Source organism: Actinomadura bangladeshensis, assembly GCF_004348335.1.
In the GTDB taxonomy this organism is placed as follows: Bacteria; Actinomycetota; Actinomycetes; order Streptosporangiales; family Streptosporangiaceae; genus Spirillospora; species Spirillospora bangladeshensis.
This window is the reverse complement of the sequence record NZ_SMJW01000008.1, coordinates 47,968-70,585: the sequence shown is the minus strand read 5'-3', so window position 1 is coordinate 70,585 and position 22,618 is coordinate 47,968. Positions and strand designations below refer to the sequence as shown.

The following is a 22,618-nucleotide window of genomic DNA, read 5'->3' as shown; positions in this document are numbered from 1 at the left end:
ACCCGGCCCCGTCCACCCCCGGCGGCGGTACCGGCTCCGCGACCGCCGGAGCAACACCTCCGGCCGCCATCCCGGCCACGAGCACCCCGGCCACGATCCACCGCATCAGCGACGCCCCTCCCCACGACCACCAACCAGATGATCATGACCCGCCCCCGGCGAACCGCGCACCCCCGGCCAGTGAACACTCGCGCAAGACCGCGTAACGGACCGCAGGCGAGAAGGCGGCGCCGGCCTCGGGCACAGGGGCCGCGCGCCGACCACTCCGACTCGCTGCGCCGGTTCGCGCCGGCAGGCCGGGAGGGGCGTTCAGCTCCGCGGCGTGCGCGGAGCTCCGGACACCGGCCGGGGCGGAGAAGGGTGCGGGTCGTTCAGGCGTCGGCGGGGAGGTCGGAGTGCTCCTCGTCGGACGGGCGGGGGGACTCCGGGCCGTCGCGGCCCAGGCGGAGCATGCGCGACACGCGGACGGTGCGGAACTCGCGGCCGCGGACGCTGAACGAGTGGCCCGGCGTGGCCCTGATCTCCTCCGCCATCGCGGACCATCCGGCCAGCTCCTCCGGTGAGGCGGGGTCGCCCTCGAAGGCGCGCAGCCTCGGCAGCCGCCCGGTGAAGTACCGCGCCAGCCCGTCGCGGGCGTCCTCGGGGGTGTCGCCGCCGGTCAGCGGGCCCCAGCCGTTGTCCGCGAGCTCCACCACCATGAACGTGGGCGGCAGCACCACGACGCCGGGATGCGCCTGGATCGCGTGACGCGCCTCGGTGCGCACGATGTCGGGGATGTCGCCCGAAGTCGCCAGGAAGATGACGAGGTTCAGCCGCAGCTGCGCCTCCCAGTGCCCGCACGGCGCCGCCGGGTCGATCGGGTGGTCGCGCAGCAGGCCGTCCGCCGCGAGGTCGGCGTCGGTGGTGCGGGGCGGCTCCAGCACCCGGTCACCGAACTGGACGAACCGCTCCACCCGGATGATCCGGTACCGGTGGTCGCCGACCTCCCATTCGTCCTTGGCGAGCTGTTCGCCCTCCTCCGGGTCGAGCCGGGCCGCCGCCGCGAGCATCGCCTCGGCGGTCGCGGTGCCGGGGCCGTCGGCGGCGGCGGTCCGCAGATCGATGGCGAGGTTGTAGCGGGCGGCCGTCGGGTCGTCCGCCCCCAGTGAGCCGATGCGCCACTCGTCCCCGGTCTGCGTCGCGTGGCCGAATTCGGGGGAGCCGATGGAGTAGATCTTCGGGTAGCGCAGCATGCGCTCGCCGAGTTCCCGGTCGCGCACCGCCGCGACCGGATCGAGGCGGGCGACCACGTTGATGTGGTCGTACCCGCGCATCAACGCGAAGGTCATGCCCGCATCCTGGCCGCGCGCCCGGTTCCGGCGCACGCCTTTCCCCGCATTCCCGCGCCGGGCGTGCCCTCATTGCCCGCAATTATCCGCCTTTATTCGGGAGAATTGATGCGGGGCCTTTCCGGCGGTCAGCCGTTCAGGTCGATGACGACCTTCACGTCGTCCGGGTGCGGGGTGAAGGCGTCCGCGTAGCGCTCCAGCGGGACGCGCCGGGAGATGAGCCGGCCGAGCCAGTCCAGGTCGGCCTCCGCCAGGGACCGCGCGGCGGCGGCGTAGTGGCCGAGGTTCGCGTTGACCGACCCGATGATCGCGTCGTTCTCCAGCACGATGTCGCGGTTGAGGTCGCCCGCGTCGACCTGGAGCATGCGGCCGGTCGGCGAGACCCCGGTCAGGCACACGATCCCGTAGGCGGCGTTGCGCGCCATCGCGCCGAACACCAGCTGGGACACCCCGGTCGCCTCGATCACCACGTCCGGCTCGCAGCCCTCGACCGCCTTGTCCAGGCCCTCGTGGTGGTAGGTCGCGCCGAGGTCGGCGACGAGCTGCGGCTTCGGCCCGTCCGCCACCCGGTCGAGGACGTGCACGTCGAGGCCGCGCTGCGCGCCCAGCATCGCGGCGAGCAGCCCGATCGGCCCGGCGCCCGTCACCAGCACCCGGCGCGGCTCGAACCAGGCCCGCGCGCCGACCTTCTCGATCTGGTCCCATGCCTTCGCGACGACCGTGGTCGGCTCCATCAGCACGCCGACCTCGGCCAGCCGCGGGTCCAGCTTCACGGCGTAGTCGGCCTCGACCCGCCACGCCCGGCTCGCGTACCCGTCGATCTCCTTGATGCCGCGCTCGGTGTACCGGCCGTTGCGGCACATGTCGAACTCGCCGTGGGCGCACGCCCCGCACGGCTCGGGGTCCGGGCGGCGGACGACGCCGACGACGAGGTCGCCGGGGGCGAAGCCGCTGCCGGACGGCGCCTGCCGCACCCGGCCGAGCGACTCGTGCCCGATGACCAGCCGCTCGTGCCCCGGCGGCGCCCAGCCGTAGTCGCCGGCGGCGATCTCCCGGTCGGTGCCGCACACCCCGACCGCGAGCCCGTCGACCAGCAGGTCGTTCTCCCCGGGCTCGGGGTCGGGGACGTCGGTGACGGCCAGTGAGCCGCCCTTCTCCGGGACGACGGTCAAGGCGCGCATAGGGTCTCTCCTTCTCCAGCGGTCAGGACCGGCGGACGGCGGGGCGGGTGCCGCTCAGGTGCCGCGCGGTGTTGACGAGTCCGACGTGCGAGTACGCCTGCGGGGTGTTGCCGATCTGCCTCCCGGTGGCCGTGTCGTATTCCTCGCTGAGCAGGCCCAGGTCGTTGCGCAGGCCGAGCAGCCGCTCGAACAGCTCGGTCGCCTCCCCGGTGCGGCCGATGCCGTGCAGCGCGTCCGCGAGCCAGAACGTGCAGGCCAGGAACGAGCCCTCGCCGCCCGGCAGGCCGTCCACGCCGCCGTCCGCGCCGGTGTCGTAGCGGAGCATGAATCCGTCCCGGTACAGCTCGCGCTGCACCTCGTCGACCGTGCCGACCACCCGCGGGTCGTTCCACGGCAGGAACCCGACCTGCGGGATGAGCAGCAGCGCCGCGTCCAGCCCCCGTGAGCCGTAGAACTGGGTGAACGTGCCCCGGTCGGAGTCGAACCCCTTCGCGCACACGTCGTCGTGGATCTCCTGCCGCAGCGCCTTCCACTGGTCGACCGGCCCGTCCAGGCCGTACTGCTCGACGCCCTGCACCATGCGGTCGACGCCGGCCCACGCGAGCACCTTGGAGTGGACGAAGTGGCGCCGGTCGCCGCGCACCTCCCACAGGCTGTTGTCGGGGTCGCTCCAGTGCCCCTCGAGGAAGTCCATCAGGGCGACCTGCATGTCCCAGGCGTTCTCGTCGGTCCCGATGCGGGCGGTCCGCGCGAGGTGCAGGCCGTCCAGGACCTCGCCCCAGGTGTCCAGCTGGAACTGGCCGGACGCGGCGTTGCCGACCCGGACGGGCGCCGACCCCTCGTATCCGGGCAGCCAGTCCAGCGTGAACTCGGTGAGCCGCCGGGTGCCGTCGATGCCGTACATGATCTGCAGGTCGGCGGGGTCGCCGGCGACCGCGCGCAGCAGCCATTCGCGCCACGCCTTCGCCTCGGCGGCGAACCCGGTGCCGAGCAGCGCCTGCAGCGTGAACGTCGCGTCCCGCAGCCAGCAGAACCGGTAGTCCCAGTTGCGCGGGCCGCCGAGCTGCTCGGGCAGCGAGGTGGTCGCGGCGGCGACGATGCCGCCGGTCGGCGCGTAGGTGAGCGCCTTCAGCGTGATCAGCGACCGGCGGACGGCCTCGTCCCAGCGTCCCTCGTAGCTGTAGCTCCCCATCCAGCCGGACCAGAACGCCTCGGTGTCGGTGAGCGCCCGCTCGGGCTCGACCGACTGCGGGCGCGGCAGGTGCGACGGCTTGTAGGTCAGCACGAACGGCACCCGCTCGCCCGCCGACACGGCGAAGTCGCCGTAGGTGGCGAGGTTGCGGCCCTCCATCGCGACGGGGGTGTTCAGCCAGGCCGCGTCCGGGCCCGCGATCGCGTTGCGCTCGCCCTCGCGGTGCCGCACCCACGGGACGATCCGGCCGTAGTCGAACCGCAGCCGCAGCTCGGTGTGCATGGGGACGCGCCCGCTGACGCCCTCCACGATCCGGACGATGTCGGCGGCCTCGCCGCGCGGCGGCATGAAGTCGATGACCCGGACGGTGCCGTCCGGGGTGTCCCACTCGCTCTCCAGGATCAGCGTGTCGCCGCGGTACCGGCGCCGCGTGCACAGCCCGCCGGACGCGGGCGCGAGCCGCCAGAACCCCGCCCGCTCGTCGCCGAGCAGCGCGGCGAAGCAGGCGGGGGAGTCGAACCTCGGCAGGCACAGCCAGTCGACCGATCCGTCCCTGCCGACCAGCGCCGCCGTCTGCGTGTCCCCGAGCAGTCCGTAGTCCTCGATCCTCAGTGCCAAGACGAGCATCCTCACTGTTGGTCGCGGGCTTACTTCGACCTACCCGTGATAGTGCATGTATCTCCCGGCCGTCAGAGATTCCGGGGAACGGCTCCGGAAACGCTCCGGCACGGCGGCCTGGGAGCTGCCGCCGTGCCGGTGCCGGTAGTTGTCAGGGTGTGCCGCAGGTGATGGACGGGTCGGAGATGTTGCCGCTCGGCGCGTTCGCGGTGAAGCCGAACGACGTGGAACCGCCCGGCGCCAGGTTCGAGTTCCAGCCGACCGGCTTGACCGTGACGACGTTGCCGCTGGTGCTGGCGCTGCCGTTCCAGAGGGCGGCGATCGTCTGGCCGGAGTTCAGCGTCATGACGACCGTCCAGGAACTGACGGCGCTGCTGCCGGCGGTGATGGTGACCTGGCCGTTGAAGCCGTTGTTCCACTGCGTGGTGCGGGTGTAGGTGCAGGTGATGGTGCCGTCGCCGCCATCGTCGCCGCCATCGTCCCCGCCGTCGTCGTCGGAGGAGCCGCCGAGGGCCTGGAGCGCCGCGTCGTACGCGGGCTTCTTGTTGTAGTTGTCGTCGAAGAGCAGCGCGGCGCCCTCACCGGGGAACACGTCGGGGACCCACGAGTACTTGTCGGTGATGCCCCACACGGTGATGACGGTGCAGCGCGACACGGCGAGGCAGGCGGACACGACCTTCTTGTAGTCGTTCGCCTGGGTGGCGAGCTTGGAACTGTCCGCCGGGGTGTTCATGCGGATGTCGAGCTCGGTGATGTGGACGTCCACGCCCAGCGCCGCGAACCGCTGGATGTTGGCCTGCATGTCGGACGGGACGTTGCCCAGGGTCAGGTGCGCCTGGAGCCCGACGCAGTCGATCGGGACGCCGCGCGCCTTGAAGTCCTGCACCATGTTGTAGACGGCATTGCTCTTCGCGTTCTGGCCGTCGATGTTGTAGTCGTTGTAGCAGAGCTTGGCGTTGGGGTCGGCCTGGCGTGCCGCCCGGAACGCCTCCTCGATGTAGCCGTCGCCGATGACGCGCTGGAAGACCGAGTCGCGGCGGGCACCGGAACCGTCCTGGAACGCCTCGTTCACCACGTCCCAGTAGTTGATCTTCCCGGCGAAGTGGCCGGCCTCCTTCGCGATGTGGTTGCGCATGACGCTGAGCAGGTCGTCGCGCGAGGAGATGCCGCTGACCCAGTCGGGCAGCTGGCTGTGCCACACCAGCGTGTGCCCGCGGATCTTCATGCTGTGCGCCTGCGCGTGGCTGACGAGCTGGTCGGCCGCGCTGAAGTTGAACGAGTTGCGGGACGGCTCGGTGGTGTCCCACTTCATCTCGTTCTCGGGCGTGAGCTGGTTGAACTCGCGGTCGAGGGTGTTCACGTACGCCGACTCGCCCATGTGGCTCTGGGCGGCGGCGGTACCGAAGACGCGGCCCTTGGCGGCGGCCGCCTCGCCGAGCGTGCCGGGGGCCGCCGACGCGGGAAGCGCCACGGCCACCAGCATCGCGAGGAGCAGTGACACCGCTCCCAGCACTGCGGTGAGTGCCTTTCTCATGGTTTCGTTCCTCCTAGAAGGGTGGGGGTTGAGCGAAACCCGGCCCGTCGGCTTTCCGGGGGCCCGAGATATGAGGTCCTGAGGCCTCCGGTGTCGACCACGATCTTCTGCACGACGACCGTGGGGTCGACCATCCAGAGCTTCAGGGTGTGCGTCCCCGATTCGGTGATGGTGTGGGTCGTGACGGTGCGGTTCACGTTGTCGGAGGTGTTCCGCTCCCACTGCTTGTTCATGGTGGTGTCGTTCGCGCCGGTCTGCGCCGTCGCGTTCACGACCTGCGGCTGCTCGTCATCGATCGAGACGGCGTATTTCAGGCCCTCGGTGGAAAGGACGCTGTTCCTCGGCGACATGTAGACCCAGACCTTCACCGGGCCGGTGGTGGTCAGCGTCATGTCGTATTCGAGGCGCGGGCCCTCGCCGGCCTGCCGGCTGGGCGCGGTGACCGGGAACGGTTTCATTCCGGCGTCCGTCCGGCCGATTCCGGGGACGCGCTTCCACTGCGCCGCCGCCGTGTCGGTCGCGCGGCTGTAATGGTCGGCGTTCATGGAGATGTAGCCGCCGGCTTCGACGAAACCGTGCGCCCGGTACGAGGCCGGCTTCTTCACGACTGCCTGGACGGTCACGGTGCGGCCGTCCGGGCCGGAGATGTCGATGGGCACACGGCTGGTCCCCTTGGGGGCGCGTGACCAGTCGATCCACACCGTGGCGCGGACCTGCTTGTCGACCTGCCCCCGGTCGTGGGTCACCCGCACCCAGGGCTCGGCGGGGGAGATCTTGTACTGGAACGGGTCGGACCCGCGGTTGAACACCTCGATGTACTGCGCGGGGCCGCTCTGGTAGGGGCTGAACTCCGGCAGGACGGCCGCGGACTTCGCGTTCGGCCACCACGCGTCGGAGCCGTCGATGGCGACGCCCATGTCGGCGCCGTCCGGGACGTCGATCCGCTGGAGCTTGGGGAAGATCTCGTCCGGCAGGGCCACGTTGTCGCGCTCGGGCTGCTGCCAGGGCGCGTTCGGGCCGTACCGCTCGACGTCGCCGTAGCCGATGTGCGGCTGGCTCTGGAAGCCGTTCCATTTCCCGCCGGCGAGTCCGGTGTTGTAGTGGTCCGACATCGCCTGGTCGTCGGCGAAACGGGCCTCGGCGAGGTCGGCGTACTCGTTGGTGGCGGCCCGTCCCTGCTTGGCGTACAGGATGTTCGTGAACTCGGCTTCCCGCAGCTCGTACAGGTTCGCGGTCGCCTTCACCTGGTAGTGGACGAGCTGGTAGTAGGCGTCCTGGTACGCCTTGGGCAGTTGTTCGCGTATCCGTTCCGCTTGTGCGGCCAGGCGCTTCCACCGTGCGGTGACGGTGGCCATTTCCCTGTACTGGTTCAGGTAGAACGGCGTTTGCTCGTCGTCGTAGACGACCGCGCCGGAGTCGGTCGACAGGTCCTTGTCCGGGTCGACGGTGATGCGGCGGTTCAGCAGTTCCGGCTTGCGCAGCGCCTGGAGGTTCCCGTACGTGTCGAGGACGTCGGCGATCTCGTCCGCGTGCTCGGTGCCGAAGTTCTGCGCGGCGTACTGCCGCTCCCATTCCTTCAGGTTCCGCAGCGGCCACTTGTCGGGGTTCCACGCGTAGTCGAGGAAGAACTGGAGCGGCAGCTCGTCGTTCTTCATGTCGCCGACGTTCGCCACCCACAGGTTGCGGATGCCGTACTGGTAGGACTGGTGCAGCTGCTCCCAGGTGTTGCCGAGCTGCGCGGTGTCGACCCACTTGTAGTTGCGGCCGCCGCCGACGTAGTCGAAGTGGTAGTAGAGCCCGTACCCGCCGGTGCGCGCCGGCAGGCTCTGATCGGGCATCTTGCGCATGTTGCCCCAGTTGTCGTCGGTGAAGACGACCGTGACGTCGTCGGGCACGCGCAGCCCCCGGTCCCAGTACCGCTGGACCTCCTTGTAGAGCGTCCACACCTGCGGGGTGGCGGTCGGGTCCTTGCCGGTGACGTCGCCGAGGATCTCGCGCTCCTTGGCGATGATGCTGCGCATCAGGTCGATGCCGTCGCCGTCCGGGAGGCTGACGTCGCCGTTCCCGCGCATGCCGAGCGTGACGACGCCCTCGAAGTCCTCGTCGGCCATCCGCTGGACGCCGTCTCTCCAGTACTTCTCGATGGCGGCGGCGTTACGGCGGTAGCTCCATTCGCCCGTGCCGCCGTACGGGTCGTGGCCGGGCTTGACGATGGTGCCGTCCGCGTCCCGCTGGGCGGGGACGGCGTGCCGGTTCCACTCCTCGATGCCGCGCATCATCGGCGCCTCGTGGGAGGTCCCCATGACCACGCCGTACTTCTTCGCGGTCGCGTGGTTCAGCGGATCGTCCTCGGCGAACGCCCGCCCCCAGACCGCCGGCCACAGGTAGTTGGCCTTCAGCCGGAGCATCGTCTCGAAGATCTTGGCGTAGAACTCGTGGTTGAAGCCGTTCGGATAGCCGGGCGCCTTGCCGTTCCCGAAGAACTTCGGCGCCCACCGGTTCAGCGCGGGATTCTCGTCGTTGATGAAGAATCCCCGGTACTTCACCGCCGGAGTGCCCTGGGTGTGTCGGCCCGGCTTGACGTACAGCGCGCGCCGGTGCCGCGACGGGACGTCGTCCCAGAAGTACCAGGGCGAGACGCCGATGTTCTTCGAGACGTCGTACGCGCCGTAGATCGTCCCGCGCTGGTCGCTGCCGGCGATCACGAAGGCGCGGCGCACGCCCGGCATCGGGTGGTCGACGACCTGTTCGAGCGTCGTCTCCCACTTGCCCGCGATGCCGTTCACGTCGAGCTTGCCGGACGAGACGAGGTCGTTGATGAGCGGGCTCTTGCCGATCGTCCCGACGATGACGATGTCCCGGCCGGACGGCACCCTGCCTTCAACGGCATCGACGGCCTGCGCGATCTGCGGTTTCACGCCGGTCACGCGCTCGACGTCGGACTGGAGGTCGCCGACGACGCGCACGACGCCGGGAAAGTCGGCGCCGCTGACCACCAGCGGCGCTGCCCTGCCGTGCTCGACGAGCGGGAAGTAGCCGCGCCCGCCGCGGAACGAGATGTAGGACTCCGGGTCGGCGTGGCGGGGCTTTCCATGGCCGGCCGGTCCGGCCGCGGCCATCGCGGCGGCGGGCACGGCGGTGAAGGCGACGACGGTAGGGACCAGGGTCAGGAGGACTTTCCACGTCCGCGGGGATCTGCCCATCGGCGGTCTCCTCAGTGGGGGAGCGACCTCGAAACTTTTCGATAGCTTTTCGAGAGTAGACAGGAAAATAACCCCAAGCGTCCCTACCGTCAACCGTTTCCATCGGCTTTCAGTGGTCAGAACGTCACGAGCCGGACCGCACGCGTGATCAGCATCCGAAACTTTTCGAAGATCGGCGCCGACCTTGCGCCCGCCGTCCGGGCGTCGCCGGACCAGGTCGTCCGGAGGACGGCGGAGTGAAGGGCAGGGCAACTTGCCGATTGTACGTAATTACGTAATAGTGGAGTCGTGGTTGAGGAGACCCTGGCGGATCGCGTCGCGCGCCTGGAGGAGCGGGTGGCCCGGCTGGAGGGGCCGCGTCCGGCGGCCGGCCGGGACCGTCCCGACGACACCTTCTGGGCGCTGGACGGGCTGAAGGACCGCGTCGCCGACCCCGGCGGCGTGCTGTTCACCGGCTCGGTGACGCTGCCGGCCGGCGAGCACTACGAGTGGCAGCAGGGCCACCCGGTGGACGACCTGCTGGCGGACGACTGGTCGCAGGCCGCCGAGACGCTGAGCGCGCTGGCGCATCCGGTGCGGCTGCTGCTGCTCCGCGAGATCCTCCAGGGCGCCCGCACCACCGCCGAGCTGGCCGCCCATGAACGCCTCGGGACGACCGGCCAGCTCTACCACCACCTGCGGCAGCTCGTCGCCGCCGGCTGGCTGCGCACCACCGCGCGCGGGCAGTACGGCGTCCCGGGCGAACGGGTGGTGCCGCTGCTCACCGTCCTCGCGGCGGCCCGCCGCTGACGGCGCGGCGCCCGCCGCCGACCGACCCGATCGGAGGAGAGAGAGATGCTCAGGACGATCGCCCGCTTCCGGACGGTGCTCCTGCTGCTCGGACTGCTGGTGTGCTTCACCGAACCCCTGCACGGCGTCGGCGCGCTCTGGTGGGCCGGGCTCGTCCTGATCGTCGCGGGGATCGTGCTGTTCTTCGTGCCCGGCGGCGGCCCGGACCGCGAGCCGGTCGTGGTGCGCAGCCCGGTGCGGGGCCGCTGGGCGGCGGTCAACAGCCCCGCCGACAAGGTGCCCAGCCACGGGACCCACGAGCTGGGCCAGACGTACGCGATCGACCTCGTCCACGTGCCCGATCCCGGACGGCCGTGGACCCCGCTCCGCCGGTGGCCGCTCGCGGCGCGCCCGGAGACGTTCCCGGCGTTCGGGCAGGACGTCCTCGCGCCCGCCGACGGCGTCGTCGTCCAGGCGAGCGGCCGGCAGCGCGACCACTGGAGCCGGAACTCCTGGCCCGGCCTCCTCTACCTGCTGGTCGAGGGGATGCTCTTCCGCCAGCTTCTCTCGCTGCTGACCCTGTCGGGCGGCCGGTTCGTCGTCGGCAACTCCGTCACCCTCGACCTGGGCGGCGGCGTGTACGCGGTGTTCGCGCACCTGCGCCGCGGCTCCGTCCGCGTGGCGAAGGGCGACCGCGTCCGGGCGGGCGACGTGCTCGGCGAGGTCGGCAACTCCGGCAACACCTCCGAGCCCCACCTGCACTTCCACCTCATGGACCGCCCCCGCCCGCTCGCCGCCGCCGGCATCCCCTTCGCCTTCCGCTACGAGACCGGCGGCCGCCCCGAACTCGGCGCCCCCAGCGCCCGCACCCCCTTCACGGCCCCTGCCTCCGAGCCCGGCGGTGCGCCCGCCGAGTGATCGGCCCGCAGGACCTGCACCCGGCCCTTCCGGGCGGCGGTCGCGGATGCAGGGACACCCGCTGTCAGGTGGTGGCGAAGTCGGCCAGGACGCGGGCGAGGACGTCCATCTGCACCCGGTGCCATGAACCGGGCAGCTGCATTCCCCGCGCGTTGGGGAGTGCGGCCGCCGTCGCCCGCGCCGCGTCGCGGAACCAATCGCTGGTGCCGTCGCTGTTGACCACCAGGGCCGGTATCCGGAGGGCGGCCAGCCGTTGCACGGGGACGTTGAAGTCGCCGCAGAGCGCGGTGTCGTAAAGGAGGGTGTGGGCGTTCGCCTCGTTCTCCGCCCACAGTGGTCCCCGCCGCCAGTCGGCGATCATTTCCGGTGAGAGGTCCATCAACTCGGAGAGGAAGTACTCCGCCGCCTCACCGCGTTTGCCGTCGGCCAGCAGGGCCCGGAGGTTGGCCGCGAAGTCGGCGGCGGGTCGGCGGTGGCCTTCGACCCGGTAGTACGGCTCGTGCAGCGCGAGCCTGGTGATCGGTACGCCGGCCAGCGCCGCTTCGAGGGCCAGGTTCGCGCCGCAGGACCCGGCGAACACCACCGCTCGGCCGCCGGCCTCGTCGATCACCGCTGCGAGGTCCTCGATCTCGCGCGCGACGGCGTAGGAGGGGGAGTCGCCGCTTTCGCCGCGTCCCCGGCGGTCGTAGACGTAGGCGGTGCAGTGCGGCGACAGTTCCGGAACGAGCTGATCGAAGATCGTGTGGTCGCGGAACGCGCCGTTGAGAAGCACGATCGGAGGGCCGTCGCCGGTCTTCTCGTAAGCGATCGTCGTGCCGTCCCGGGAAACGACTTTGCGCATCGAGATCTCCTCGATCCGAATGGATGGGGCCGATTCGCCAATTTCCAGCAGGGCGGTGGACGATCGCTCGAGAAGCGGTCGCAGGCGAACTCGTCCTACCGGACGCAAAAGGTGCGAAAGAACGTTCTCGAAAAGCCATGGAGTTCAGATTGATCTGTGTTCTGCCGACCAATGGCAAACGCCATCGGAATATTGGTGACTCACCGTGACATCGTAGTGACGGGTGCGTGCCGCGAAACGGGTAATAAAACTGTGGCTACGTCGGTCGGCCGCTCCTGCTTATCATGCCGCGCCCTTGTCGGAGGTTCGGGCCGTGACATTAGTACCGCTCACCGGATCCATTCCGTGCGCCGAGTCGGAGCGGGGCGCGTGAAGGCTTGATGCGACGGTGGATCTTGTTTGCGAACTCGTCGCGGCCCGCCGGCGGAAGTCGCTCTGGACGGCCGCCGCCGGACGGTCGGTGCATGTGGCCGACGGAGTAATGGTCTACCAGGTCGTCTGGTCCACCCCGTACTCCTGGGGTGGGAGCGAACAGTTGGGACTCCAGTGAAGCCAGTGGCCATTCAAACGTGAAATTCTCGCCGGCCCTCGACTTTCCACAAAGTCCGGTGATCCCCTGCCGCCTCATGGCCGCCATCCGGACCATCGTTACCCTCCACCGCAGGCCGAACATGGATGCAATCGGCTCACTGGAAATCTGCGCATTCGGAAGGCATGATCAGCGGGATAGGTCCACCAGTGCACTACGGGGAGACGATCATGGACCGCGATCCCAGGCCGCTGAGCATCGGGCTGCTCGGCCCACTGACCATTAACCTCAACCAGAAGCCGGTGCCGGCCAGCGCACCCAAGCAACGTCAGGTGCTGGCTCTGCTCGCCCTGAACGCGGGCCGGGTCGTCACGGTGCCCACGCTCATCGAGGAACTGTGGGGCGACTTCCCGCCGCGCAGTTACGCAACGACGCTGCAGACCTACATATTGCAGTTGCGGAACGCTCTGACCGCAGCCAGTTGCGGCCATCCGCGCGCCCGGCAGATGCTCGGCACCTGCCATTACGGCTATCTGTTGGAGGAAGACGCCTGCCAGACCGATGTCGAGGTTTTCGAGCGCCGGGTACGGGCCGGACGGGCGGCCGCCGAAAACGGGGACCATCGCCGCACGGCGGCGGAGCTCGGCCGGGCGCTGCAGCTGTGGCGCGGTCCGGCGATGGTCGACGTCCGGAAGGGCCGCGTCCTCGAGATCGAGGCGGCGTCGCTGGAGGAACGCCGGCAGGGGGCGCTGGAGCGGCGGATCGAGGCCGATCTGGCCCTGGGGCGGCACAGCGACCTGCTCGGCGAACTGACGCTCGTGACGGCCCGGGACCCGATGAACGAGAACCTCTGCGCGTTCCTGATGGCGGCCCTGTACCGCGCGGGGCACGTCGGGCGGTCGCTGCAGGCATTCCACCGGCTCAGATCCGTGCTCAACCGCGAGCTCGGGGTCGAGCCCGCCCCGAGGCTGCAGCGCCTGCAGGCGGCCATCCTGTCGGGGGATCCCGCGCTGGAGACCGGGGCGATGGCGTGGCCGCGCGAGGAGTTCGCCGCGAGCCGCTTGGACGGTGCCCGGTGAACCGGTCACCGGTGGACGGCGACGCGGCCGCCGGGAAAGCGGGGGCACCGGGCCGCCGGTAAGGCTCCCACCAAGCTCCACCGGCTGGGTTGACGTGCGGCGTGTCGTTGTCATGGGCCGCCAGATGGCACCGATACGCCGCACGTCAACGGGGGGCGGTCCCCCGGAGATCGCGACGCCGCTAGAAGGGGGGATTGCCGTGCTTGCGAGGTCGTGTCTCCGGTCGCTTCTCGCTGAGCAGATCCAGCGCCCGGGTGATGGTGATGCGCGTGTCCGCCGGATCGATCACATCGTCGACCAGACCCCGTTCCGGCGCGTAGTACGGGTGGATGAGCTCTTCCGTGTACCCGGCGATGAGCTGCGACCTGAGCCGATCGGGATCGTCGGCGGCGGCCAGCTCCTTGCGGTGGATCACGCCGACGGCGGCTTCGGCTCCCATGACGGCGATCTCGTTGGTCGGCCACGCGTAGGACAGGTCCGCTCCGATGGATCGCGAGTCCATCACGATGTAGGCGCCGCCGTAGGCCTTGCGGAGGATCACCTGGATGCGGGGCACGGTGGCGTCGCAGTACGCGTACAGCAGCTTCGCCCCGTGCCTGATGATCCCGTGATGCTCCTGATCCACGCCGGGCAGGAAGCCGGGCACGTCGACGAGCGTGACCAGTGGGATGCTGAACGCGTCGCACATCTGCACGAACCTGGCCCCCTTCTGGGAGGCGTCGATGTCGAGGACGCCGGCGCGGACGAGCGGCTGGTTGGCGAGGAGGCCGACCGTACGTCCGCCGATGCGGGTCAGCGCGCACACGAGGTTGCCGGCCCAGTGCTCGTGGACCTCCATGAACTCGCCGTGGTCGGCGATCTCCGCGACCACGTCCCGCATGTCGTAGGGGATCTTCGGGTTCGCGGGCACGATGTCGGCGAGCCTGGGGCAGCGCCGGTCCGGCGGATCGCCGGTCTCGCAGGACGGCGGGAGATCATGGCTGTTGGCCGGCAGCAGCGAGATGAGGTAGCGGACGTCCTGCAGGCAGGCCGCCTCGTCGTCATGGACGAAGGTCGCGACGCCGGAGGTGGAGGCGTGCACCCGGGCGCCGCCCAGCTCTTCGTGCGAGACCGATTCCCCCGTCACGGTCCGGATGACGTCCGGCCCGGTGACGAACATGTGCGCGGTGTCGCGGACCATGAAGGTGAAGTCCGTCAGTGCCGGTGAGTACGCCGCGCCGCCGGCGCAGGGGCCCAGCACCACGCTGATCTGCGGGATCACGCCCGAGGCGCGCACGTTGCGGCGGAAGATCCCGCCGTAGCCGGCGAGCGCGGTGACGCCCTCCTGGATCCGCGCCCCGCCGCTGTCGTTGAGGGCGACCAGCGGCGCCCCGGCGGCGAGGGCGAGGTCCATGACCTTGTGGATCTTCGCGGCGTGCACCTCGCCGAGCGACCCGCCGAGGACGCGGAAGTCCTGCGCGTAGGCGAAGACCCGGCGGCCGTGCACGGTGCCCGCGCCGGCCACGACCCCGTCGGTGGCGGGCCCCGCGGGGCCGGCGCCGTTCGCGCGCCGCCGGAACAGGTCGAACTCGGTGAACGAACCGCCGTCGAGCAGCTGCTCCAGCCGCTGCCGCGCGGTCAGCTTGCCCTTGGCGTGCTGCCGTTCCGTGGCCAGTTCGTCGCCGTTGATCGCCCGCGTGCGGATCTCGTGCAGCCGCCGGACGCGGTCCCTGGTCGTCGGCCCGGGCCGTCCGGCGTCCGGCGCCGGAACGGAGAACTGTTCGCTCATGGTGATGCGTCTTCCTCAAACGGTGGAGCCGGCGACCAGGCGGTCGTGCCGGACCGGTGCCCCGAGGACGTAGGCGGCGGCCGCCGCGGACAGCACGCCGGACAGCGACGGCTCATCGGCGGCCAGCGGCACGACGGGGACGTCCGGGCAAACCCTGGCGGCATGGACCGACAGCAAGCGGCCGGGCCCGACTTCGATGATCAGGCTGACCTCGCCGGCCATCCGCTGGACCGCCTGGCTGAACATGACCGGCGTGCAGAGCTGCTCGACGAGGAGGTCGCGAAGATCGGTGTCCGGCGGCAGGACGTCGCCCGTCACCGTCGAGACGACCCGCCGCTCCAGCGGGCGGAACCGCCTGCCCGCCAGGTACGCGCGCAGCGGCCCCGCCGCGGGTGCCATCACCGGGGTGTGGAACGCGTCGGGTACCGGAAGGCGGGCCGCCTTGAGACCGGCCGCCACGGCGGCGCGCCGGACGCGGGGGAACGCCTCGGCCGGACCCGCGACGACCGTCTGCGCCGGACTGTTGTAACCGGCGACGGCGACCGGCTCGCCGCGCAGCAGGGGCTCGACCTCGTCCCGGCTCCCGGTGACCACCGCCATCATGCCGTCGCCCGTGCACACGTCCGCCAGGATGCGGCCGTGTGCCGCCGCGAGGGCCGGCAGGTCCGCCTCGCTCATCGCGCCTGCCCACTGCAGCGCCGTCAGCTCGCCGAGACTGTGGCCGGCCGCCACCGATGCCTCGATGCCGAGTTCGGACAGGACCCGCACCCCGGTGGCGGACGAGGCGACGATCCGCGGCTGGGCGGCGCCGAGTGAGCCGGGGTCGCCGGCCGCGGGCAGCGGGACGGTCCGGTAGAAGTCCCGTGCCGTGTCGAACCGGCCGGTGAGCGCGTCGCCGCCGATCCCGATGGTGGACCCCTGGCCCGGGAACAGGTATCCGATCCGCGGCTCGCCGTCCACCCGGTCGGCGTCGCCCGCGAACACCCCGTTGGCAACGTCGAAGGTCGCCGCCACGCCGTCGCGCAGGGCCGCGGCCAGCGCGCCGAGCCGCTCGCATGCCTGCTCCGCCGACGCGGCGACGACGCCCGCCCGTACCGGACGGCCGGCGAGCCCCCGCTGCGAGCGTTCGGCCACGTCACCGAGGCCGTCGGGCCCCGGCGCCCGGACCTGGTCGATCAGGTGCGCCACCCGGCCGCGCAGTTCCGTCACCGTCCGCGCGTCCAGGAGCAGGAGATGGTGTGCGGGGGCCGGTCGGGGCTCGGGTCGGACCGGTCCGCCGTGGGCGGTCGTGTTCGCGTCATGAATGTTGTGCACGCGTCCCAGCGTGTGCCAAGCGCCGGGCGCGTCCATCTCGGAGCTTGCCCAATCGGCGGTCCACGAGCGCCGCTCTAGGCGGCCGCGACGGCCGCGGCCCACCGTGGGAGGCCAGGAGCAGACGCAGCGAGGTGCCTATGGACGACGCCGTTGAAAGGGCAGTCGAATGCATGTGGGAGCGTTACGGCGAGCCGCTCTCGCTCACGGAGATCGCGGAGAGCGCCCGGCTCAGCCGCTTCTACTTCACGCGCCTGTTCAGGGAGACGACCGGCGTCACCCCCGGCCGCTTCCTCGCCGCGATCCGCGTCCAGCAGGCCAAACGCCTGCTGATGGACACCTCGATGCGGATCGCCGACATCTCCTGCGCGGTCGGGTACAGCAGCCTCGGCTCGTTCACCAACTATTTCACCGCCAGCGTCGGCGTCTCGCCCGGCCGGTTCCGGCGCCTGTCGCGGACCGGGGGGTTCGATCTGCCGGATCCGCGGCCGAGGCCGCGTCCCGGCCGCGGTGCCGTCGCGGGGACCATCAGTGTGCCGGAGGGGCACGGGAACGCGCGGGTGTACGTGGGCGCCTTCGAGACGCCCATCGTGCAGCACCCGCCCACCGCCGCCGTCGTCGTCGATGTGCCGAGGGGCCGTCCGTCCTGCTACCACCTGCCGGACGTCCCCGAAGGCGAGTGGTTCGTCCACGCGGTCGGCAGGACCGAGAGCCTGGGACCCGATCCGTGGGTCCACCGGACGGCGCTGGTCAGCAGGCACGACCCTGTGACGATCACCGCGGACGCCGCCACCAGCGTCGCGGTGCGCCTGCGCCATGGCCGGCCGGCGGACCCGCCCGTCCTGCTCGCGCTGCCCGACCTGGAGCCCCGGCCCACCCTCGCGGCTGCCTCGGGATGCCCTTTCATCACCGTCCGCCCCGCACCGGCCGGGCACGCCGGCGGCAGGCCCGTTCGACTGGCGACTTCGCGCAGTCGAACGCAGGGCCGCCACGGCACGCTCGAAGACGCCCGCACGCTCTAGGGCTCCTCACCCGACCTGGAAGGAATGACCGACCGTGACCACCCGTGCTGTGCTGCGTCCGCGCTCCGGCGCCGGGACCGCCGAACGGCTCGCCCGCTCCGCGGCGGCGGCCGAAGGCGCCGGCATCGCGACCCGCGACGCGGCGGACTGGCTGGCCGCCCGCAGGCGGGCGTGCGGGGCACGGGTGCGGCGGATCCCGTTCGCCGACCTCGACGGGTGGTCGTTCGCGGCGGACACCGGTGACCTGAGGCACCGCAGCGGGCGGTTCTTCTCCGTCACGGGCCTCGAGGTCGTACGGCCCACCGCGCAGTGGGAGCAGCCGATCATCGTGCAGCCCGAGATCGGCATCCTCGGAATCCTCGCCAGGGAGTTCGACGGCGTGCTCCACTTCCTCCTCCAGGCGAAGATGGAGCCCGGCAACCCCAATCTGGTGCAGCTGTCGCCGACCGTGCAGGCCACCCGCAGCAATTACACGAAGACGCACGGCGGGGCGGCGGTGAAGTACCTGGAGTACTTCCTGCGTCGCGACCGGCACCGGGTGCTCACCGACGTCCTGCAGTCCGAGCACGGCTCGTGGTTCTTCCGCAAGCGCAACCGCAACATGATCGTCGAAGTGGACGAGGACGTGCCCGTCGACGACGACTTCCGCTGGCTCACGCTGGGACAGCTCGGCGCGCTGCTGCACCGGGACAACCTGGTGAACATGGACGCGCGCACCGTGCTGGCCAGCGCTCCGATGCCGTACTCGGACCGGCGGGCGCTGTCCTCGGACGACGGCCTGCTGTCCTGGTTCACCGGCGAACGGGCCCGCCACGACGTGCTGGCCCGGCTGACGCCGCTGCGCGACGTGGCCGGCTGGCGCCGCGACGATCACTCCGTCCACCGTGCCGACCACAGGTTCTTCCGGGTGATGGCCGTCAGTGTGGAAGGGGCCGGGCGGGAGGTCGCGAGCTGGACGCAGCCCCTCTTCGAACCGGTCGGCCCCGGGATCGTCGGGTTCGCGTACCGCGTCTTCGACGGCGTGCCGCATCTTCTCGTGCACGCCCGTGTCGAAGGCGGCTTCCTCGACACCGCCGAACTCGGGCCGACCGTGCAGGCCGTCCCGGCGAACTACGCGCACCTGCCGGCCGCGCGCCGCCCGCCCTTCCTCGACCTGATGCTGAACGCGGACCCGGCCGACATCCGCTATTCGGCGGTCCATTCCGAGGAGGGCGGCCGGTTCCTCAACGCCGAGAGCCGCTACCTGATCGTCGAGACCGGCGAGTCGACGACTCCCGCCGAGGCCCCGCCCGGCTACCACTGGGTCACCCCGGGGCAGCTGAACTGGCTGGCGGGACACAGCCGGTACGTCAACGTGCAGGCGCGGACCCTTCTCGCCGTCCTCAACGCGGGCGCGGCCGGCATCGGCCGCGGCCCGGCGTGAGAGACCTCATTCCGGAAAGGCCGGGCCCGCGCCGCTCATCTTCCCGATGACCTGGCGCATGGACTCGGTGTCGTTGACACGGGGGAAGTCCTCCACCGGTACATCGAGTCCCAGGAAGGCGCACAGCGGTTCCCAGCCCTGCGTCACGTCGTAGACGAGAAGGTTGTCCGGATCGATGCCGTTGACGACCTCCTGGTTGTGGTCGCGGAAGACCTCGATCGCGTACTCCCTGTCGGCGAACCGGCCGTGGAAGAGCCCTTCCCAGACCATGGTGTTCACCACGCGGTACAGCCGCGCCTGCGTCGAGCCGGCCGGTGGAGGGGTCTCCCGGCTCTTGAGGGCGAACTGGTAGAGCGTGTCGTGGGTGCTCTGGTACCAGCCCTCGCCATCGCGGATCGTGAGGATGACCTTCGCCTCGGGAAACGCCTCCAACATCTGCGCGTAGTAGACGGCCGAGGGCCCGTCCGCGGCGGAGGCGTAGCCGTCGAAGACGGTCTCCCAGTCGGGCGGCTGCCCGTCGCAGACGATCCCCTCCCACTGCCTGAGGCGTTCTTCGCTGCCGATGATGTCGAACATGTGGTACGAGGGGCCGTAGCCGAGCCGTTCCAGCGCCGCCTTCAGCGACGTCGTGCCGGTCCTGCCCAGACCGGCGTTGATGAGCCTCACCATGGTGATGTCCCTTCCTCGGCCGCGGTCGGCCGGTCGCGATCAGCGCCAGTCCGCCGGCACCTGCGCGGTGACGACGTTGACGCAGTTCCAGAGGTTGACCAGGCCGATCTGCAGGACGAGGGCGCCGAGCCCGCGCTCGTCATAGAACCGGGCGGCCTCCGCCCAGACCTCGTCGGGCACCGCGTCCTCCCGCTCGCTGAGGCGGCTGGCGTCCTCGGCCAGTGCCAGGGCGGCGCGCTCGGCCGCGTCGAAGCAGGACGCGTCCCGCCAGCCGGACACCTCGAGCAGCCGCTCGTCGGCCTTCCCGTCCCGGCCCAGATCAGGGGGGAGCGCGTAGACACGGCCGTTGACCTGGCTCACCCGCAGCCGCACCAGGTCGAGCGTCCGCTGCGGGACGCCGGCCTTGCCGATGGCCTCGGACAGGTCGAGCAGCGGCTGCAGGGCGTCGGGAACGACGAGCGACGGGTTGGTCATTCGTGGCGGCATTTGCCTTCTCCTGGGCGGTCGGGGGGGGGTGGGTAATAGGCTGGATTCAGGATGCTCTCGTTTGCAAGTTTTGAGCATTCTCGAACCCTTGCGACGCTTCTTTTGCGGCGTTGGCGAGTGCCCGGTAAAGCCGCTCGTCCTCGACGTGGCCCGCCTCCCATTGCACGCCGACCGCGAATGGGTGCCCGGTCGCTTCCAGCACCTCGATCACTCCGTCCGGGGCCCGGCCGGTGGCGGTCAGGCCGGCGCCGACCCGATCGATCGCCTGATGGTGGTGGCAGGCGGTCTCGGGCACGTCGCCGCCGAAGATCTCGGCGATCCGGCTGCCGGGTTCCAGGTCCAGGGGATGCCCGCCGAGAGCGAACGCCCCTGCGTCCGGGCAGTGGCCGTCGTCGCCGGTGACCTCCGGCAGATGCTGGTGCAGTGTGCCTCCGCAGTGCACGTTGAGCAGCTGCATGCCGCGGCATATGGCCAGGATGGGCGTGCCGGTGCTGAGGGCCGTCCCGACCAGCGCCAGCTCGGCGGCGTCCATGGCCGGGCTGCCGACCCGGGTCTCCGGGTGCGCGCCGCGCCCGTACAGGGCCGGGTCCACGTCCGGCCCGCCCGGGATCAGCAGGCCGTCGAGCCGCCGGACGACGTGCTCGACGCCGGGCAGCAGCGGCAGCAGGACGGGAGTGCAGCCCGCGGCGGCGACCCGGGCCACATGCGGCTGGTACGCGAAGCTGACGGTCATGTCGGCGCCCTGGAACGCCACCGGTGCCGTCCGTGCGCATATGCCGATCAACGTGGAGTCCATGGCCGCCTCACTGCTCGCGTTCCGGAGAGGCCGACACGTTAACTGAATTCCGTGCGGAAAAACCAGCCGCGGGAATCCACCCGTCCTTGACTGGAACTAAAGAGGCCGCCGCCAGGGTGAATAGATAATGGCCTTTTGTCTTCTGGAAGGGACGGGCATGAGAGCAGTCGAGGTCCCGGTTCTGATCGTGGGCGGGGGCGGGTGCGGCCTGGCCGCCTCCGTCTTCCTGTCCGACCACGGCGTCGGCCACCTGCTGGTGGAACGGCACGCCGGCACGTCGAAGATCCCGAAGGCCCACTACCTCAACCAGCGCACGATGGAGATCTTCCGCCAGCACGGGCTGGACCGGGAGACCGCCGAGCAGGGGGCGGCGCTGGAGGAGTTCGGCAAGGTCCGCTGGCTGACCTCGCTCGGCGGCGGCGGAGCGCTCGACGCGCAGGTGATCCACGAGATGGACGCCTTCGGCGGCGGCGCGCTGCGCGAGACGTACGCGGCGGCCGGGCCCGTCCTCCCCGTCAAGCTGCCGCAGGTCAGGCTGGAGCCGATCCTGCGCCGCCACGCCGAGCGGCGCAATCCGGGCCGCGTCCTGTTCGGCCACGAGCTCACCGCGTTCACCGACGAGGGGGACCGCGTCGTCGCCGAGATCCGGGACGTCGGGACCGGGAAGGTCACCGCGGTCACCGCGCGGTACCTCGTCGCCGCCGACGGCGGCCGCACGGTCGGTGCCGCCGCGGGCGTGCGGATGCGCGGCCTGCCGGGGGTGGTCGACGTGACGACCGCGTACTTCTCCGCCGACCTGTCGGCCTGGTGGCGCGATGGCACGCTCATCACGCACTTCCTCAACCCGTCCGATCCGGATCTGTGCGGCAACCTCATCGAGATGGGGCCGAGCTGGGGGAAGGGCTGCGAGGAGTGGGTCCTGCACTTCCCGCCGGGCAGCTCCGTCCGCCCCGACGAGCACGAGGTCGTCCCCAAGATCCGCGCGGTCCTCGGCCTGCCGGAACTCGAGCTGACCGTGCACCATGTGACGCGGTGGACCGTGGAGTCGCTGCTCGCCGACCGGTACCGGGAGGGCCGGGTGCTGCTGGCCGGCGACGCCGTCCACCGCCAGCCGCCGACCGTCGGGCTCGGCCTGAACACCGGGATCCAGGACGCGCACAACCTCGCGTGGAAGCTGGCCGCGGTGCTCACCGGCCGCGCGCCCGACGGCCTGCTCGACACCTATGACGCCGAGCGGCGGCCCGTCGGCCGGCACAACGTCGACTGGGCGGTGTCGGCGGCCGCCCACCACCAGGCCGTCCTCGACGCCCTCGGCTTCGGACATCGCACCCCGCCGGAGCGCAGGCGGACGGCCTTCGCCACGTACTTCTCCACGTCCCCGATCGGCGCGGTCGCACGAGCGCGGGCGGCGGAGGTCCTCGCCACGCACCGCGGCGGCTGCCAGGCACACGACGTGGAGATGGGCTTCGCCTACGAGGAGGGCGCGATCGTCCCCGACGGCGGCCCGCCGCCGGCCCGCACGCCCATGCGCGACGCGTACCAGCCGACGACCCGCCCCGGGCACCTGCTGCCGCACGCGTGGATCGAGCGGGACGGCCGGCGCCTGTCGACCCTCGACCTGACCGGTGCCGGGACCGGCTTCGCACTGCTCACCGGCCCGGAGGGAACGCCGTGGTGCGAGGCGGCCGCGCGGGTGGCGGAGAAGTTCTCGATCCCGATCGCCGCGGCCCGCATCGGCACCGGCGCGGACTACGCCGACGTCGACGGCCGCTGGGAGGCCCTCCGGCAGGTGACCGGCGAGGGGGCTGTCCTGGTGCGCCCGGACAACCACGTGGCATGGCGGAGCGGCACCGCCGGCGCGGATCCCGAGGGCGATCTGGCGGCGGCGGTCTCGCGCGTCCTGGACCACAGCGGGTGAGGCGAACCGGCCTCGGGATCGGCGTCCGCCGGCC

General features: G+C 71.2%; 17 protein-coding genes. 6 read left to right on the top strand and 11 right to left on the bottom strand.

Annotated features, from left to right (window positions below; translation table 11 throughout):
• Positions 1–371 precede the first annotated feature (371 nt).
• The 5 genes from E1284_RS03320 to E1284_RS03300 all read right to left on the bottom strand — a co-directional run bounded on the left by E1284_RS03320 (position 372) and on the right by E1284_RS03300 (position 9,056).
• Positions 372–1,328 carry a DUF5954 family protein gene (locus E1284_RS03320; protein ID WP_131936889.1) on the bottom strand — a complete coding sequence of 319 codons (957 nt, stop codon included), beginning with the start codon at positions 1,326–1,328 and terminating at the stop codon, positions 372–374.
• Between the two features lie 128 nt (positions 1,329–1,456).
• The gene (locus E1284_RS03315; RefSeq protein ID WP_131936887.1) at positions 1,457–2,509 is read right to left on the bottom strand and encodes a glucose 1-dehydrogenase; all 1,053 of its coding nucleotides are present in this window, start codon (positions 2,507–2,509) and stop codon (positions 1,457–1,459) included.
• Between the two features lie 22 nt (positions 2,510–2,531).
• Positions 2,532–4,328, bottom strand: a complete 1,797-nt coding sequence (locus tag E1284_RS03310) for a glycoside hydrolase family 15 protein (protein ID WP_131936886.1) — start codon at positions 4,326–4,328, stop codon at positions 2,532–2,534.
• Between the two features lie 142 nt (positions 4,329–4,470).
• Entirely contained in the window at positions 4,471–5,853 is a 1,383-nt protein-coding gene (locus E1284_RS03305; protein WP_131936884.1) for a glycoside hydrolase family 10 protein, read from the bottom strand.
• A complete protein-coding gene (locus E1284_RS03300) occupies positions 5,850–9,056 on the bottom strand; it encodes a glycosyl hydrolase 115 family protein (RefSeq protein WP_131936882.1) in 3,207 nt (1,068 codons plus the stop codon). The genes E1284_RS03305 and E1284_RS03300 overlap by 4 nt, the downstream gene beginning before the upstream one ends.
• 288 nt (positions 9,057–9,344) lie before the next feature.
• Between E1284_RS03300 and E1284_RS03295 the strand changes: the two genes are divergently transcribed.
• Both E1284_RS03295 and E1284_RS03290 read left to right on the top strand, forming a co-directional pair.
• Positions 9,345–9,845, top strand: coding sequence for an ArsR/SmtB family transcription factor (locus tag E1284_RS03295; protein WP_207923533.1), 501 nt, complete (start codon positions 9,345–9,347; stop codon positions 9,843–9,845).
• A gap of 45 nt (positions 9,846–9,890) precedes the next feature.
• A complete protein-coding gene (locus E1284_RS03290) occupies positions 9,891–10,742 on the top strand; it encodes a M23 family metallopeptidase (RefSeq protein ID WP_131936880.1) in 852 nt (283 codons plus the stop codon).
• 64 nt (positions 10,743–10,806) lie between these two features.
• Here E1284_RS03290 and E1284_RS03285 read toward each other — a convergent pair whose 3' ends face one another.
• Positions 10,807–11,583 carry an alpha/beta fold hydrolase gene (locus tag E1284_RS03285; RefSeq protein ID WP_131936878.1) on the bottom strand — a complete coding sequence of 259 codons (777 nt, stop codon included), beginning with the start codon at positions 11,581–11,583 and terminating at the stop codon, positions 10,807–10,809.
• Between the two features lie 759 nt (positions 11,584–12,342).
• On the opposite strand from E1284_RS03285, the gene E1284_RS03280 reads away from it, so the two are divergent.
• Positions 12,343–13,191, top strand: a complete 849-nt coding sequence (locus E1284_RS03280; protein WP_131936876.1) for an AfsR/SARP family transcriptional regulator — start codon at positions 12,343–12,345, stop codon at positions 13,189–13,191.
• 181 nt (positions 13,192–13,372) lie between these two features.
• Here E1284_RS03280 and E1284_RS03275 read toward each other — a convergent pair whose 3' ends face one another.
• Both E1284_RS03275 and E1284_RS03270 read right to left on the bottom strand, forming a co-directional pair.
• On the bottom strand, positions 13,373–14,959 hold the full coding sequence (locus E1284_RS03275; protein ID WP_131936874.1) for an acyl-CoA carboxylase subunit beta: 1,587 nt from the start codon (positions 14,957–14,959) through the stop codon (positions 13,373–13,375).
• 15 nt (positions 14,960–14,974) lie between these two features.
• Entirely contained in the window at positions 14,975–16,273 is a 1,299-nt protein-coding gene (locus tag E1284_RS03270; protein ID WP_131936872.1) for an acyltransferase domain-containing protein, read from the bottom strand.
• 170 nt (positions 16,274–16,443) lie between these two features.
• On the opposite strand from E1284_RS03270, the gene E1284_RS03265 reads away from it, so the two are divergent.
• The gene (locus E1284_RS03265) at positions 16,444–17,292 is read left to right on the top strand and encodes a helix-turn-helix transcriptional regulator (RefSeq protein WP_207923532.1); all 849 of its coding nucleotides are present in this window, start codon (positions 16,444–16,446) and stop codon (positions 17,290–17,292) included.
• 34 nt (positions 17,293–17,326) lie between these two features.
• A complete protein-coding gene (locus E1284_RS03260; protein ID WP_131936868.1) occupies positions 17,327–18,715 on the top strand; it encodes an NDP-hexose 2,3-dehydratase family protein in 1,389 nt (462 codons plus the stop codon).
• Between the two features lie 6 nt (positions 18,716–18,721).
• Here the strand turns inward: E1284_RS03260 and E1284_RS03255 are convergent, their stop codons facing one another.
• Genes E1284_RS03255 through E1284_RS03245 form a run of 3 tightly spaced genes read right to left on the bottom strand, consistent with a single transcriptional unit; the run spans position 18,722 to position 20,666 of the window.
• Positions 18,722–19,384, bottom strand: a complete 663-nt coding sequence (locus E1284_RS03255) for a sulfotransferase family protein (protein ID WP_131936866.1) — start codon at positions 19,382–19,384, stop codon at positions 18,722–18,724.
• A gap of 39 nt (positions 19,385–19,423) precedes the next feature.
• Positions 19,424–19,870 (bottom strand): carboxymuconolactone decarboxylase family protein, encoded by a 447-nt coding sequence (locus E1284_RS03250; protein WP_131936864.1) that lies wholly within the window; start codon positions 19,868–19,870, stop codon positions 19,424–19,426.
• A gap of 46 nt (positions 19,871–19,916) precedes the next feature.
• The gene (locus E1284_RS03245) at positions 19,917–20,666 is read right to left on the bottom strand and encodes a gamma-glutamyl-gamma-aminobutyrate hydrolase family protein (RefSeq protein ID WP_131936862.1); all 750 of its coding nucleotides are present in this window, start codon (positions 20,664–20,666) and stop codon (positions 19,917–19,919) included.
• A gap of 157 nt (positions 20,667–20,823) precedes the next feature.
• On the opposite strand from E1284_RS03245, the gene E1284_RS03240 reads away from it, so the two are divergent.
• Positions 20,824–22,584, top strand: coding sequence for an FAD-dependent monooxygenase (locus tag E1284_RS03240; RefSeq protein ID WP_131936860.1), 1,761 nt, complete (start codon positions 20,824–20,826; stop codon positions 22,582–22,584).
• Positions 22,585–22,618: the final 34 nt, after the last annotated feature.

Bases quoted from the DNA above. Each gene is read 5' to 3' on its own strand.
- E1284_RS03320 (WP_131936889.1), bottom strand. From the start codon at position 1,328: ATGACCTTCGCGTTGATGCGCGGGTACGACCACATCAACGTGGTCGCC.
- E1284_RS03315 (WP_131936887.1), bottom strand. From the start codon at position 2,509: ATGCGCGCCTTGACCGTCGTCCCGGAGAAGGGCGGCTCACTGGCCGTC.
- E1284_RS03310 (WP_131936886.1), bottom strand. From the start codon at position 4,328: ATGCTCGTCTTGGCACTGAGGATCGAGGACTACGGACTGCTCGGGGAC.
- E1284_RS03305 (WP_131936884.1), bottom strand. From the start codon at position 5,853: ATGAGAAAGGCACTCACCGCAGTGCTGGGAGCGGTGTCACTGCTCCTC.
- E1284_RS03300 (WP_131936882.1), bottom strand. From the start codon at position 9,056: ATGGGCAGATCCCCGCGGACGTGGAAAGTCCTCCTGACCCTGGTCCCT.
- E1284_RS03290 (WP_131936880.1), top strand. From the start codon at position 9,891: ATGCTCAGGACGATCGCCCGCTTCCGGACGGTGCTCCTGCTGCTCGGA.
- E1284_RS03285 (WP_131936878.1), bottom strand. From the start codon at position 11,583: ATGCGCAAAGTCGTTTCCCGGGACGGCACGACGATCGCTTACGAGAAG.
- E1284_RS03280 (WP_131936876.1), top strand. From the start codon at position 12,343: ATGGACCGCGATCCCAGGCCGCTGAGCATCGGGCTGCTCGGCCCACTG.
- E1284_RS03275 (WP_131936874.1), bottom strand. From the start codon at position 14,959: ATGAGCGAACAGTTCTCCGTTCCGGCGCCGGACGCCGGACGGCCCGGG.
- E1284_RS03265 (WP_207923532.1), top strand. From the start codon at position 16,444: ATGTGGGAGCGTTACGGCGAGCCGCTCTCGCTCACGGAGATCGCGGAG.
- E1284_RS03255 (WP_131936866.1), bottom strand. From the start codon at position 19,384: ATGGTGAGGCTCATCAACGCCGGTCTGGGCAGGACCGGCACGACGTCG.
- E1284_RS03250 (WP_131936864.1), bottom strand. From the start codon at position 19,870: ATGCCGCCACGAATGACCAACCCGTCGCTCGTCGTTCCCGACGCCCTG.
- E1284_RS03245 (WP_131936862.1), bottom strand. From the start codon at position 20,666: ATGGACTCCACGTTGATCGGCATATGCGCACGGACGGCACCGGTGGCG.
- E1284_RS03240 (WP_131936860.1), top strand. From the start codon at position 20,824: ATGAGAGCAGTCGAGGTCCCGGTTCTGATCGTGGGCGGGGGCGGGTGC.